Origin of the sequence: Streptococcus sp. XMC (assembly GCF_021341835.1) — a bacterium.
In the GTDB taxonomy this organism is placed as follows: Bacteria; Bacillota; Bacilli; order Lactobacillales; family Streptococcaceae; genus Streptococcus.
The window spans coordinates 11,817-27,252 of sequence record NZ_JAJTNQ010000003.1; the positions used below are offsets into that span (position 1 = coordinate 11,817).

Annotated in this window: 10 protein-coding genes; all 10 read right to left on the reverse strand. The window is 42.2% G+C overall.

Going from position 1 to position 15,436, the window contains the following annotated elements:
- Window positions 1-120 precede the first annotated feature (120 nt).
- Complete coding sequence (locus tag LXO72_RS06600) at window positions 121-3,843, reverse strand: family 20 glycosylhydrolase (protein WP_233331877.1); 3,723 nt, start codon at window positions 3,841-3,843, stop codon at window positions 121-123.
- A gap of 531 nt (window positions 3,844-4,374) precedes the next feature.
- On the reverse strand, window positions 4,375-5,616 hold the full coding sequence (locus LXO72_RS06605) for an aminopeptidase (protein ID WP_233331878.1): 1,242 nt from the start codon (window positions 5,614-5,616) through the stop codon (window positions 4,375-4,377).
- Between the two features lie 18 nt (window positions 5,617-5,634).
- Complete coding sequence (locus tag LXO72_RS06610) at window positions 5,635-5,784, reverse strand: hypothetical protein (RefSeq protein ID WP_167470860.1); 150 nt, start codon at window positions 5,782-5,784, stop codon at window positions 5,635-5,637.
- A complete protein-coding gene (locus tag LXO72_RS06615; RefSeq protein WP_233331879.1) occupies window positions 5,781-6,476 on the reverse strand; it encodes a hypothetical protein in 696 nt (231 codons plus the stop codon). Before LXO72_RS06615 ends, LXO72_RS06610 begins: the two co-directional genes overlap by 4 nt.
- A gap of 37 nt (window positions 6,477-6,513) precedes the next feature.
- Window positions 6,514-6,792, reverse strand: coding sequence for a type II toxin-antitoxin system RelE/ParE family toxin (locus tag LXO72_RS06620; protein WP_156676704.1), 279 nt, complete (start codon window positions 6,790-6,792; stop codon window positions 6,514-6,516).
- A complete protein-coding gene (locus LXO72_RS06625) occupies window positions 6,785-7,048 on the reverse strand; it encodes a type II toxin-antitoxin system RelB/DinJ family antitoxin (protein WP_045504412.1) in 264 nt (87 codons plus the stop codon). The genes LXO72_RS06620 and LXO72_RS06625 overlap by 8 nt, the downstream gene beginning before the upstream one ends.
- 101 nt (window positions 7,049-7,149) lie before the next feature.
- Window positions 7,150-9,057: a DUF262 domain-containing protein gene (locus LXO72_RS06630; RefSeq protein ID WP_233331880.1), complete on the reverse strand. Its 1,908-nt coding sequence runs from the start codon at window positions 9,055-9,057 to the stop codon at window positions 7,150-7,152.
- Window positions 9,051-10,370: a DUF262 domain-containing protein gene (locus LXO72_RS06635; protein WP_233331881.1), complete on the reverse strand. Its 1,320-nt coding sequence runs from the start codon at window positions 10,368-10,370 to the stop codon at window positions 9,051-9,053. Before LXO72_RS06635 ends, LXO72_RS06630 begins: the two co-directional genes overlap by 7 nt.
- 65 nt (window positions 10,371-10,435) lie before the next feature.
- Window positions 10,436-10,558 (reverse strand): hypothetical protein, encoded by a 123-nt coding sequence (locus LXO72_RS10155; protein WP_257375148.1) that lies wholly within the window; start codon window positions 10,556-10,558, stop codon window positions 10,436-10,438.
- A 353-nt stretch (window positions 10,559-10,911) separates the two neighbouring features.
- Complete coding sequence (locus LXO72_RS06640) at window positions 10,912-15,303, reverse strand: PolC-type DNA polymerase III (RefSeq protein WP_233331882.1); 4,392 nt, start codon at window positions 15,301-15,303, stop codon at window positions 10,912-10,914.
- Window positions 15,304-15,436: the final 133 nt, after the last annotated feature.

Genomic DNA, 15,436 nt, shown 5'->3' on the forward strand with positions numbered 1-15,436 from the left:
AAGCTGAACAAGGCGGAAAAGAGAGAACTGTCCGGGTACAGTTATTGAAACAAAAAAGAACCAAGCCTTTCCTTTTCCATCTCTGGAAAATAGAAAAACTTAGTTCAATCGGGGGGCTGATTAGTCTTCTTTAAGTCCTTTGAGACTCATGCCTGTCGCTCCTAAGATCGCTCCAAGCAAGGCCAAACCTAGGACAGATTCTTGTCCAGTCAGAGGAAGTTCTTTGTTTCCTTCCGTTACTTGTAGTATATCTTTCTCCGAGCGAGAGTTTTCTGGTTTCAGAGGTGAGATAAATGCTTGAAGCTCTTTGTTTCCTACCTCTGTGATTTCTGGAACAGCTTCACTGGTCAGCTCAGTTGCTACCAGTTGACGACTCTGATCAAGAGATGAAACCGTCACGAATTCACGTCGCAAACCTTTCACTCCTGCCTGGACTACTTTTCGTTCACCCTTGGCTAGTTCTGGATTAGTCCGTTCAACTCGTTCAAAGTCAACTTCTTTCTCTAGAATCTCTAAGCTTGGCTTATCGAGCACTAAGGCTTTCACACCATTGAATCCTTGAACCTTCGGTGTTTCTGGGGTAGAAGGAAGAACTTCCGCCTCCTTGGTGCCCACTTCCACAATCTCAGCAACAGCTTCTTTCGAAACTTCTGTTCCTACCACTTGGTGGCTCTTATCAAGAGCAGAGACCGCAACAAATTCACGATTCTGGCCTTTGACACCTGCTTGAACCACTTTTCGTTCACCCTTGGCCAAGTCTGGATTCGTACGTTCGACGACTTCAAAATCTAGTTCTTTTTCAACGATTTCCAAGCTTGGTTTGTCTTCTACCAAGGCTCTGACATCATTTTCTGCTTGACTTCCCACTTGGGTGATTGGTTTCAACTGGCTGAGAGCTTGCGTTAGGCTTGTCACTTGCTCATCTACCTTTTCTTGATGGGCACGACTGACAGTCCAGTTCAATGTATCCAAGACTTTTGCAAGAGCTGAACGAGATTCCTCTGTATAGATGGAAAGATCTGTTGGAACGCTTGCAAGGGCCGCACGAAGGGTTGTATAGTTAGCTTTGAAATAGTCTTTGTTATGGTTGGCAAATGCTTCCATGACCTGGAAGACTTCTTCTTCCTTGTATTCATTGGCTGGTTCATCTGCCCAAATTCCCAACATACTTCCGGACACTGGTAATTTTACATCAGGGTATTTGGTTGAAGCTAATTGTTCAAATGGAACGGTTTCTGAATGTTGGATAGCTTTATCGAGTGGATAGCTTTGATCTCCCCTGTGGCCCAAAACATAGTACCAGTCACCGTTTGTATTGAGGAATTTGTAGCCCTTGTCTGCTAGGTACTGTGGTGATGCGAGGTTATAGCCCCACCATCCTTTAGACCAGTATGAAATCAAGACATCCTTGTCAAAGGCAACATCATCTTCATCTCCATAGTAGAAGCCATCGTTAAAGGCCATTGGTTGCAAGCCTTTTTCACGAGCCATAGCTGCGAGACTATTGGAATAGTCCGCAAACTTACCATAGAGCTCATACCATTTGAGGTAGTACCAGCCTTGGGCATTGGTGGCATCATTGGCATATTCGTCTGTTCCATAGTTAAAGATCTTAGACTTGCCTTTGAAATAGTCCATGTACTTGCCAATCAAAGCCTTAGTAAAGTTAACCGCTTCTTCATTGGTCAGATCCATGGTTGTCTTGGAAACCGTATCAAAGGTTGCTTGTGGATGTTCAATACCCAGTTTTTCCATCGCTACCAAGATGGCATCCATGTGACCTGGACTATTGACTGCCGGGATCAAGCCAATTCCTTTTGAGCTAGCATAAGCCAGTAACTCATCCATCTCTGTTTGTGTCAAAGCTTGACCATTTGGATCGTCATAGTAGGCCTTGGTACCTTCGAGAAGCGCCTGTTTCACATCATCGCTGGCATAAGTCTTGCCATTGGCTTCAACCGTCATATCATCGAGGACGAAGCGCATGCCATCATTTCCGACAAGGAGGTGCAAATCAGAGTAGCCCAGCTCACTGGCCTTGTCCACGATTCGTTTCAACTGATTTAGCGAGAAGTATTTGCGTCCTGCGTCAATGGAAATTACCTTGCTCTTGGCTAGTTTTTCAGCAGCTTCCTTGTCTGCCAACTCTTTGGCATAGCTTTCTGTATGGACTAAGGCCTCTTGAGCGGCTTTGAGAGAAGCAATCAGTTCTTTGGCTTCTGCTCGTGTCGTTTCTGCTCCCACTCCTCCTAGCGCCTCTTTCGCTGCTGTAAAGGCTACTAGCGATTCTGGAGTGTAATGATCCAAATCAGTTGGAGCTTCCGCAAGAGCTTTTTCGACGATTTCAGGGTCTGCTACAAAGTAGTCTGCGTTCTTATCCGCAAAAGCCTGCATGAGCTTGAAGAGAAGCTCTTTTTTGTAGGTTGCAGATGGCGTATCTGCCCAGGCAGCTACCATCCCACCGATAAATGGAACCTTAGCCCCATCATTCTTTTGAACAGCATCAATAGCAGATTTAGAAATCCCTTCGAGACCTTGATCGAGATTGTACCAACCTGATCCAGCCTTATCCCGACCGAGAACGTAGTACCAAGCATCATTGGTATTTAGGATTTGATGGCCTAGTTCAGACAAGAATTTTGAAGAAGCCACATCATAGCCGTTCCAACCACCTGTCCAGTAGGATACAATGATATCCTTATCAAAAGTTCCGTAGGAGGTATCGCCATTGTAGTAGATACCGTCGTTGAAGGCCATTGGTTTCATCTTGTGTTTTTTCACAATAGCCGCTAGATCATTGGCATATTGGATGAATTTTTCGTAGCCTTTATCTGGATAGCCTTCATCTGGCCAATGCTTGCTAGCTTGGAGAACCTGCCAACCATGGGCATCCGTTGCATCATTGGCATATTCGTCCAAGCCGATGTTAAAGATGTCTGTCTTGCCACTGAAATAAGCCGCATACTTGTCCACCAAGGCTTTGGTGAAATCTAGGGCTTTTTGGTTGTCTAAATCAACGGTCCGTTCTGATTTTTTCGTACCAAAGTAATTAAAGTGAGGGTTTTCGATTCCTAATTGCTCCATAGCGGTTAGGATTGCATCCATGTGCCCTGGGCTATTAATTGTTGGAATCACGCCTATATTCTTGGATTTGGCATAAGCCAAAATGTCATCCATTTGAGCCTGCGTCAAGGCTGTTCCATTAGGATCGTCATAGTAAGCTTTGGTTCCTTTTTCAACTGCCTCTTTGACCGCTTGACTTGAGTAGGATGCATCTCCTGCTTGCAAGGACATGTCATCAAGGACAAAGCGCAAACCATCATTTCCGACTAAGAGATGTAAATCGGTATAACCTGTCTTGCTGGCTTCATCAATGATTTCCTTGATTTGATCAGGTGAGAAGTACTTGCGACCCGCATCAATAGAGATGACTTTTTTCTTGGCCAATTTTTCTTCTTGTTCAGGATCTTTAGCGGGTGTTTCCGTCGCTGCTGTCACTGGTTGAGCTACTCCATCAGCTTCTGTGACAGAGATCGCTTCTTCACGAATCAAGCGATCAAGGTCAGATGCGCGCAATTCTCGATCAGGTAGGGTCGGCTGACTTTGATCAACGATTGGAGCAGGAACAATTGGTTTTTCTACTACCGGCTGAGCAGTTTCCTCCGTAGCGGAGAGAGGCAAGTCTCCTTCACTTGGCTGCGTCGGAAGAGTCGTTGCAGGGCTCTCTGTAACGCTTGGCATATCTGCTGCTACGACTTGACCACTGGCAAAAAAGCCAACCAGTACCGAAGCAACTCCTACAGCATACTTGCGAATAGCATAACGTGGTTGATGTGATTTCATCAGGACCTCCTAAAATTTGTTGTGTGTAAACGCTTACTTCCAGTCTATCTAGAAAGCAGGCCCTCGTCAAGCCTTCTTTGAAAGGTTCTTTAATTAAGAGAAGAAGCTATAAAATTTTATCCCTATATTTCATTAAAACTAGCGGACAAAAAAAGAGCTTGGCTCTTAAAACCAAACTCTTTATTGATGTATTCTAAAAACAAAGGCTCTGAGTAGCTGATTTCTATCTCTTGGCGCAGTAGTTGATTGCTCAAAACACTATTTTGAGCTGGCAGATAGGGATTGCGTAGCAAGGCCCTTCCTCATAAACTGTGCGGGGGGACTAAAAAGGTCCTGTGGACCTTTTTTGCCTGAGCCTTAAAACCGAAAAGCGAAGTAGAAATCAAACTCTTCGAGTTACTGATTTCTGTCTCTTGGCGCAGTGGTTGATTGGAACTACTCCTACCTGCGGTACTCGTACTTCCTAATCAACTGTGCGGGGGCAGGACTACGAAATCAAACTCTTCGAGTTACTGATTTCTGTCCTGCTCCCTATATTGCCCAATCTCCGTTGCGGAAGACTGGGACGCGTGTTCCATCCTCACGGATACCGTCGATATCCATTTGGCTTGAGCCAATCATGAAGTCGACGTGGACGTCTGAGCGGTTGAGGCCGGCTGCTTCGAGTTCTTCTTCTGTGAATTCTGCGCCACCTTCTACACTGGTTGCATAGGCTGCCCCGATGGCCAAGTGGTTAGAAGCATTTTCATCAAAGAGGGTGTTGAAGAAGGTGATGCCTGACTGTGAAATTGGGCTTGGGTCTGGTACGAGGGCACATTCACCCAAGGCACGTGCTCCCTTGTTTTTGAAGACCAAATCTTTCATGACTTGATCGCCCTTTTCAGCTGTGATATCTACGATTTCTCCATTTTCAAAGGTCACTTTGATGCCTTCGATAATGTTCCCATTGTAACTAAGTGGTTTTGTAGATGTTACATAACCTTCAGCACGACGAAAGTCAGGGGCTGTGAAGACTTCTTCTGTTGGCATGTTTGGCAAGAATCCTTCGCCTTGAGCATTGATAGCTCCAGCAGATTCCCAAACGTGATTTTTCGGCAAGCCAAGAGTCAAATCGGTGCCTGGTGCTGTGTAGTGAAGGGCTGAGAATTGTTCTTTATTGAGTGTATCTGCCTTGCTCTTCAAAATAGCAGCATGCTCTTCCCAAGCCTTGACTGGATCTTCTTCGTACACCCGGCAGGTCTTGAAGATTTGATCCCAAAGGAGATCCACTGCTTCTTCGTCGCTCGCCACATTTGGGAACACTTTTTTCGCCCATTCTAGTCCTGCTGCTGCAGCAACGGTCCAGCTGACCTTGTTGGATTGAGTAGCGATGCGCATTGGTTTCATAGCCATGCCCAAAGCCTTAGCAGAAGCAGAAAGCTTCTCTGCCTCGACACCATTTAAGGCACCTGGATCAGACGAGCGCACACCAAGACGACTGGCCTTGTGTTCCAAGAGGTAATTCATCTCAGCAATTTTGTAGTCTGGTACATTGTCCAAGCGATCCATCGGTGCATGGAGGAATTTTTCCCGGTTGGTGAAGTCATCTGCCCATTGGATGATCACTTCATGCGCCCCCAAGGCATAGGCTTCTTTCACAATCAAGTGGGCCAATTCTCTTTGCTCCACATCGATGTTCAAAGCCAAGGTATGGCCAGGTTGCACGTTGATGCCGTTCGCAACCAACAATTTTGCGTATTTTTCTAAGTTTTCTTTAAAATTTGGTAAAACCATTTTCAATCCTTTTCTATATTAATCCTTTAAGAGTGACAAGAGGTTTGCTACCACCACAGTGGCGCAGACCAGGCCAGTTACTTTTAAAATGGTATCAGTATCTAGCTCTAATTGATAATTAAATGTTTTTTGAGCAGGTTTATCTTCTGCAAATATTTTTACTCTCATCGTTTTATTCCTTTCTTAGCATCCTCCTCACCTAGATAAAGGCCTCGTGCCTCTGGGCTATTGGTAAGAATATCGAGATAAGTTTCATAATCATCGGGCAGGGGCTTTCCCAAAGAGATATCTAGCTCTGGATTCACATTTTTCCCGTAGAGAAAGCAGAGATAAAGACGTTCATTGAGTGTCGGAAAGACTTCAAGTGACATGAGTTCAGCCTGACCGACCCGCTCCCAATCTTGCTCTTGGATATTTGGTAGGATATAGGCTTGGAAGAGTCCCATTAGAGGATTATCCTCTGGTTGGCCACTATCCTTATCCGCCTGAACCAAGGAAAGCCGATGACCAAAACCAGCTACTTGGCGCTCCCGTCCCTTCACCAAAACCGTAATCGGATGCCCTCCCATATGGCTATAAATCCATTCTTTGGGTAACCGATAATCTAAGAGAGGGTCAAGATCTTTGATAATCGTTACAGGACTATAGCGTAGAAACTGACGAGTGACTGCTTTACAAAAGAGAATATTCTCCTCTTTCAAGGTCACTTCCTTCCAGCTATTTTCCTCCTTAAAATAGTTAAAAAATACCAGATAGGGCTCTCGCACCATTTGTGCTAAGACATAGACACCATTCCGTAGGCGAATGGAAATGACTTTCCCCGACTTCCAGGGTGTTGCTCTTTTTTTCTTTTCTATCATTAGCCAACCTCAAACTGATCGAGGATTGTTGAATCCATCAAAACAAATCACTATGACTTCCTGTCCTCAGCAAGTTTAAAATCAATTCATCCTTGTCCACTTTATACACCAAAAGCCAATCCGGCTGAATATGACACTCACGAACATCTTGAAAATGCTTGGAGTTTGTCAGTTGATGGTCACGATATCTGACAGGAAGTTCTTTTTCTTGAATCAGAAAATGCAAGACTTCTTCTAACAAATCTTCCTTCAATCCACGCTTCATTGCCAACTTAAAATCTTTTTTAAACTGTTTATGATAGCGAATCTTAAGCACGCAAGTCCTCCATCAAGTCTGAGACAGATTCAAAAGACTGACTCATATTCCGATTTTGCTCTACATCCGTTACCACTTGAAGCAATTTCCTGTTTTCATCTATCTTAACATCAAAAGGTAGCCCCTGATATTGAATAGCTTGACGGAGGAAAATGTTGATGGCTGTAGTCATATCCATCCCTAAATGGTTAAAAACCTGTTGGGCTTGTTCCTTAACCTCACTATCCAAACGAATACTCATACTCGTCTTAGACATATTCTCACCTTCTTTCTATTGATTATTGTAACAAAAAAGAAGGCTACTGTAAATCTATTAGATATACAATAGCGTTTTAACATTGATAATTAAGGCAATTCTTATGACTTACTTTCTATAAATTTTTTGACCATAGGTAAAATTTCTTTTTCTAATCCTTTTATCTGATCCGATTCCCATTTAGTTTTTTCTGTTATGCTAGCCATTATTTGTAATTTTAGACTCTGACGATCAAAAATTCCTTCCCACTGTTTATATTTTGCACTTGGAACTAAATTTCCAAACTTCGAATTTTGACTATCTGTAATAATACAGAGATTCCCAAAGGAGTGCAAAAATTTATCATCAATTTTTTCAACTCTTTCATCACTATTTGGATGTTGTGGAAACCAATGCTCTATAGAACGACGATATGCAAATTTGAAATCTTCAAACTTAACATCGTATGCTTTCTTTAATTCTTCACGATTTTTCCATAAAACATAATCTACAAAGTTAAAAGCATAAACAGGGATGTCACCATATTTCTTAATTCTTCTATCCTCAGTATACAATCTTTCTTCTGCATACGTCACTGCCATTTTTTCAAGAAATTCTTTAAAATGAGCACCAAATTCTGGCTGATCTAACTCTTCAATATGGTTAAATAGGAATTGCAAGATCTCATATAACCAACGACTGTCACGATTGGCCGTGAAGGTCACAGCAAACATAGATTGAAGCATTAAAATATCATCATTGAACTTTTCAAAAGAATTTTTATCATAATAATATTGAACAAATAAATCTCCTCTAGTTTTATTATTATAATCATTCCGATAAACTTTCTGCAGAAACCAATCATTTTCTTGTCTTCTATTATTAGTCTCTTGTGACATTCGTACGATCAAATTATCAAATATAAATTTTAATTTCAATAAATTCCTAATAAATAATGTAATATCTTCTATGTTTGTATTAACACTAGTTACATTTTCAAATGTTTCTAATAATTTCTTATCATCTAGCTGTATATCAGAAGGGGATACATTCCCAAATGTTATATAATATACGAAAAATAAAAATGTTTCAAAGTTTATAATCGTTCTGTATTTTTCCACTTCATTCGTATGTGATATTACTTTAACTGTTGTAGATTCTTTATTTTCTATACTAGATAATAAAGATTTCTTATTAGTTGACTGAACTTCTATTTGACTTAAGAACTTATCAATGTTTAAAAGAAAGCTATTCTGATAATTATTTCCTTTAATCCAATTCAAAGGAAATATTTTTTCTCTTTCTGCATCAGGATGCTTTTTCTTTGCTTTTTTTGTAAATGCATTGATTACAGGCTTATCAAATTCTGCACAGGCATCCCAAATTCTTGCGAACTTTTGAGCCATTTCTTGATCTGTACCGAATTTAGCCATCATTTGCGCCTTGAGAATCTCATGAGCCTCTAGTTGTTCTCCTCGAGAGTTGAAACGTTCGAAATAAAGATTCAAATCTAAATCTTCAGGAAGTATACTTCGAAAAATAATAACTTTCTCAAAAAGATACTCGATGAAAGACTGAGGATTAAGCTGGCGCTCCTCTAGCACTTTTTTCAAGGCCTCTTTAGCATGTCCATAACCTCTAGTCAGCTCATTTTCATCATCCTTTGAAATTTTTTGCTTGATAAATAGTTTTTGAATATTCTCATTTGATTTCTTCCGAGCTGGGAAGGTAAGATTGACAGATTTCAATCTATCAAAACCAAACTCATGCTTCAAAGCTAAGGCAATCAAATTAAGAGCTGTTGTTCGTTGTTGCCCATCTATGATTTTGAAAATGTCATTCTCTTTATTAACGACTAATGTTCCAATATAATAATTGTCTCTATCTTCTTGAAAAGCATCTGCTACGTCGTTCAATAACTGCTCAATTTCATCATAAGTCCAAGCAAAATTTCTCTGATAAAGAGGGATAGCATAGGTATCTTCATTTAACAAACGATTAACTGATAAGCTTATATGTGTTTCTACCATTTATCTTTTTCCTCTTCTATAATCTTGTCCACAGTATAATTTTCAAATAATTCTCTATCTATCTTGATCATGAAATCATTCGGAGTAACAGCATGGGATAAAAGTTGAAATAGCTTTTGAGCCTCTTTTTGTCTAAAACTTCCACCAGCAGCATATTTCCCTACCGTTGCATCATATATAGCTTTAGACTTAACTCGAGGGTAATAAGACCAAATAAACAAGGTCTCTACTATCTCCTTTGATAGCTCATCTTTTCCAAATCTCTCTGCGAAAAGCGAGCAAATGTTTAGGAATATATTGTGACACTTGAGATAGCGCCCTTTTGAGCTATTGTAAATGTTCAACATACCTTCTGGGTAAGCTACATTTTTTTCTCCCTCTTCAGGCTCATCAGAAAATCCTAACCTTTCATTTAAAAAATCTTTATGATCTTTAATAGTTTCATGAGCAGATTCAATATACTCAAAAAATTTACTTCCATCAATGATTGGCATAGTAATGGACATGGGGAGATTTTCAATATGACGATACAATTCTAGATATGGAAAGTTCTGATTCAAATCAACGCCTTTAAAATCGTCAATAAAATCCTCTGTAAAACGGAGATAAGAGCCATAACGCTTGTTTGTTAATCCTGTCTCTCCTCGCGACCAACGTCTCATACGAAAAAGATGTTTATCAAATAACTCTTTGAGACTTAAATTTTTATCTTCTACAAATTGCTCCCACTTTTCCACAATTTTTTCATCTTCTGAATCTTGCTTACGGAGATGATAGGCTTTGAGCAAATCATGAGGTTCTAAAGCTTTTCCACGATTATTCTGAGAATCAAATAGCTGAAAAGCCTCTGATAATCGTTTTTTGGGCATAGTAATCACAGAGACAGCACAATTCTCTAATAAAAAATTGCAAATATCTTTTGCCTCATTTTCGCCAACCAATTGAGTCAAATTTTCCCACTCATTATAATTTTCACTCGCATGATAGCAAGATAGCTCTCCAAATTCAGCACTCAGCAGTTGATTAGCACCCTTATAATTCTCTAAATCATCTAATAAATGAAGAAACAAGGAAATAGAAATTAGCCGTTGCTGTCCATCGACAATATCTAAGTATCTATCATTTCCATCATTTTCATGCAAGATAACGGAACCAATCTGATATTCCTTTTTCCCCATAGCATCTCGTAAATCATAAAAAAGATTACGGATATGTTTTCTGTTCCATTTATATGGTCTTTGATAAGAAGGAATTCGCAAATCTCCTTTTTTCAATAGTTCTCCAACCTTTTTAGAAGTAAATTGAATCTCCATTTCATCCGCCTTTATTGTATTTTAAAAAAAACTACAAATTCATATGAATCTGTAGCTAAGGGTGGTTAATTCTTTTGAATAACACTTGTATTAGGAATATTTTTTGAATACTGCTCTGCTGCTTCCTTTGTCCAAAATCCTTGTGCAATCATATTACCAAACTGATCAATAACAATCCATTCAGTCATATCTCCATCTCCTTTCAACTTTTTATTAACCATATATTAATCATTTATTATTATAGATAGTATAGCATGTACAAACTGTAAAATCAATATTATCTATCTAGAACATAGTATTATTTTTCTCAATTTAAGATCAACTATAATAAACTTTCTCTATTTGAGAATACAAGTATATAAAATAGGAGTAAAACAGTACGATTTTTATCAAATTTCGTTCCGTCCTACTCCTGAAAAGATAATATAACATTCTTCCAAACTTAGAAAACGAACAATTAAATCAATTCATTACTGCGTCATGTAATTATGACTTTTGTTCATCTAAGATTGATAACTTTTGAATAAAAATCATTTATCCATCAAAACAAATCATCAAAGAGACTAAGCTGGTTGTCTTCTGGCATATTGCCAAGAATTCCCATCTCATCCATCTTTTCTACCAAGGTTGAGGAGACGCCACCACGTTTGCGTAACTCTGTTTTAGAGAGGAATTCCCCTTCTTTGCGAGCTCGCACAATCTGCCTAGCGACGTTTTCTCCCAATCCATCCATGGCGACAAATGGTGGGATAAGGGTATCTCCATCGATGATGAATTCCGTCGCATCACTGCGATAGAGGTCTAGCTTACCAAACTTGAAGCCACGCTCCCACATCTCATTGACAATTTCAAGGGTTATGTAGAGGTCAATCTCCACATTGGAAGCTTCGTTGTTCTTTCGTTTTTCAGCAATCTCCTTCATCCGCGCTTTCACAGCTTCTAGGCCTGCACCCATAGTCTTGATATCAAAGGCCTTAGCCCGAATAGAGAAGTAAGCACAATAATAGTAGAGAGGGTGATGCACTTTGAAGTAAGCCACCCGCAAGGCCATCATAACGTAGGCTGCCGCATGGGCTTTAGGGAACATGTACTTGATTTTTCCACAAGACTCGATGTACCATTCTGGTACATTATTGGCTTTCATGGCAGCGATATAGCCATTGCGCTCTTCTTCAGAAATCTTAAGCCACATGCCTTTCCGCACCCGCTCCATGATGGTAAAGGCCATCTTGGGTTCGAGTCCTGCATGCATGAGGTAAACCATGATGTCGTCCCGACATCCGATAACGGTTGATAGGTCGGCAATCCCCGCCTTGATCAAGTCTTGGGCATTTCCCAACCATACGTCGGTACCGTGAGACAGCCCTGACAGCTGAAGCAACTCGGCAAAAGTGGTCGGATGGGTTTCATCCACCATCCCCCGAACAAAGTTAGTCCCAAACTCTGGAATCCCAAGCATACCGGTTGAGGTACCGATTTGCTCCGGTGTGACTCCTAAGATATCGGTTCCTGAGAAGAGGGCCATGACCCCTGGATCATCCATAGGAATATCATTTGGATCAATGCCTGATAAGTCCTGAAGTTTCCGAATCATGGTCGGATCATCGTGTCCCAGGACATCGAGCTTGAGGACGTTCTCATCGATATCGTGGAAGTTAAAGTGAGTGGTTTGCCATTCGGCTGTCACATCATCTGCTGGATACTGAACAGGGGTGAAGTCATAGACATCCATGTAGTTAGGAATAACAACGATTCCCCCTGGGTGCTGACCGGTCGTCCGTTTGACCCCAGCGGCACCTTGGGCCAAACGTTCTACCTCAGCATCCCGGTAGTACTTGCCATAGTCCCGCTCATAGCCCTTGACAAATCCATAGGCTGTCTTGGCCGCAACCGTACCTACTGTTCCTGCCCGGAAGGCGTATTCTTCCCCAAAAATATCACGGACATCCAAGTGAGCGCTCGGCTGGTCTTCCCCTGAGAAGTTCAAATCGATATCGGGTACCTTGTCCCCATCAAAACCAAGGAAGGTCTCGAACGGAATGTCTTGGCCGTTTTTGCTAAGCTGGTGTCCACAGTTTGGACAGTCCTTATTTGGCATATCAAAGCCTGAACCATAAGAACCATCCGTGATAAACTCACTGTACTGACACTGACCACAGACATAGTGTGGCGAGAGCGGATTGACCTCGGTAATCCCAATCATGGTCGCTACGAAACTGGATCCGACGGATCCCCGTGAACCCACCAAGTAACCCCGTTCATTGGAGCGATGCACCAAGAGTTGGGAAGCCAGATAGATCACGGCGAAGCCATTCCCCAGGATAGAGGTCAATTCTTTTTCAATCCGCAAATCAACAATATCAGGTAGAGGATTGCCATAGATTTCAAAGGCCTTCTGATAGGTCAATTCGGCAACTGTTTCTTCGGCCTTGTCAATAAATGGGGTATACAAGTCTCCTTTAACCACTTCAACGGGTTCAAAGATTTCTGCCAGGTCGTTGGTGTTTTCAATGACAATCTTGCGCGCCAGGTCTTCCCCTAGAAAGGCAAATTCATCCAGCATTTCATTGGTTGTGCGGAAATGGGCTTTTGGCAGAGGGGCTGGTTGAGCGTTTTCTCCATGGCCGATAGTCCGGTTGATGATAGCTCCTTGCCCAAGACTGCGGACAATAATTTCCCGATAAATCTCTTCCTCAGGCTCAAGGTAGTGGACATTCCCTGTTGCCAGGACTGGTTTGCCAAGGCGATCTCCCACCTCAATCAAGCTCTTGATGATGGTCTGGAGCTCATCCATATCCTTAACCTGCTCTTTGGCAATGAGGGGCGCATAAATGGCTGGAGGCATCACCTCAATAAAGTCATAATACTTGGCTACTTCTACTGCGGCGTCAACTCCTTGAGAGACGACCGCATCAAAGACCTCTCCTTCAGAACAAGCCGATCCCAGGATCAACCCTTCCCGATGGGCATCTAAAACTGTCCGGGGAATCCGAGGAACGCCCTCAAAATATTGAGTATTGGAAAGAGAGACCAATTTGAACATATTTTTCAAGCCGGTCTGGTTCTTGACATAGATGGTTGCGTGTTTGACCCGTGCCTTTTTGTAGGAATCCGGACTAATTAGATCCAAATTCAGCTTAGCTAAATTGGTCACGCCATGTTTTTCTGCGACATCCTTGATAAAGATGAAGAGCAAGCGGCCTGTTGCTTCCGCGTCATAGTTTGCCATGTGGTGGTGTTCCAAGGCAACGCCGAAGCGCTTGGTCAAAGGTCCCAAACCATGACGCTTGTACTCTGGATAAAGGTTACGCGCGAACTCTAACGTATCAATCACTGGCTGAGTGATTTTTGGAAGGCCATGACGCTCATAGTTGGCATTCATGAAGCCCACGTCAAAGGTGGCATTATGGGCAACCAACACCGCATCCTGACAGAATTCCTGGAACTCCTCTAGGACTTGTTTCAAAGGTTTGGCATTGCGAACATGATCGTCGGTAATGCCTGTCAGGTCCGTTGTAAAGGCAGAGATAGGATGACCTGGATTGATGAACTCATCAAATTCAGCGATGATATTGCCCTTGTGCATTTTAGATGCGGCAACCTGAATCAAATCATTGTAAATCGCTGAAAGTCCAGTCGTTTCCACGTCAAAAACCACATAGGTTGCTTCATGAAGGTCTAGATCGACTTCATTGTAGGTAATCGGCACACGGTCTTCGACGATATTGGCTTCCATCCCATAGATGAGTTGGATACCAGCTTTCTTGGCAGCCTTATAGCCATGAGGGAAGGACTGAACATTTCCATGGTCTGTGATAGCCACTGCTTTGTGACCCCATTTGGCTGCTTTTGCGACTAGCTCCTCTACCTCAGGTAGGGCATCCATAGTTGACATATTGGTATGGGCATGGAACTCGACCCGACGCTCGCCTTCTGGCATCAGATCCTTGCGCTCGTAGTGGACCACTTCTTGGACATCCTGGACATTCATGGTTAAGTCTCGTGTGAAGTTATTGACCTCGATATTCCCACGGACCCGCAACCAAGAGTTTTTCTTGATCATGTCAAACTTCTGAGCTTCTTCTTCATTTTTAGCCCATTTTTGGAGCGAAAAACTGGAAGTATAGTCGGTCATCTTGAAATTGATCAAGACCCGACCTGTCCGAGTCACCTTTTGCTCAACATCAAAGACCACTCCTTCAAAGACAATGCGGTTCTCTTCTGTCGTGATATCGATCATAGGAGTGACCTCTGCCTTATCCAGCTTGGGCTTAGCCGCAGCCTTTTTGGCCTTGAAATCAAAGGCTGGTTTTTCCTCTGCGGGTGGTGGGGCCATTTGAGACAAGGACTCCATGGCCCGCAGAGTTTCTTCATTAGCTGCTTGGAAGATTTGATCCTTCTCAGCCTCGAAGGCTTGCTGGAGTTCTTCTGTCAACTGGTCATCCGCCTCGACCCGACACTGGAAATGGGGAAAGCCAAACTTGGTCAATTGACTAGCAAGATTAGGCAGATGGTTTTTCCGGTGGTGCTCCGTATCCACAGATGAAGGGCCACTAATAATCAGCTCTTCTCCTTGAGAGCGGACTTGTAGGTGCTGATACATGCTCTTAAAGCCCTGACTCGCACAGGGACCATCTTCAAAAGCCTCCTGATAATAGGCTTGCAAGAGCTCCTCACTAAAAGTTGGATTCTTTACCTGAATCTCAAACACCGCTCGATTTCCTGTCTTTGAAAACTCCTCAGCCAAGCGGTTTTTGAGCTCCTGAAAAATCGTGATGGGAAGAATTTCGGCAAAAACAAAACGAAATTCCCAAACACGACTGAGCTTATGGACGATGACCTCTTGGATTTCAGCCCCTTCAAAAGCGTCTGATTCACGCATTTCCAAAGGCATTCCCAACTGATTCATTAAGATTTCAAACTTGTTTGACATGATATTTCCTCGTACAGTAGTGACCCTATTTTACCATAAATCAGCCCGTTTTTCGACCAAAAAAGAATAGGGCCAGGTGCGGGAACCTGTACAATTCGCGAGCCATTTTTCACGGGGCTCAGTTATGATATAA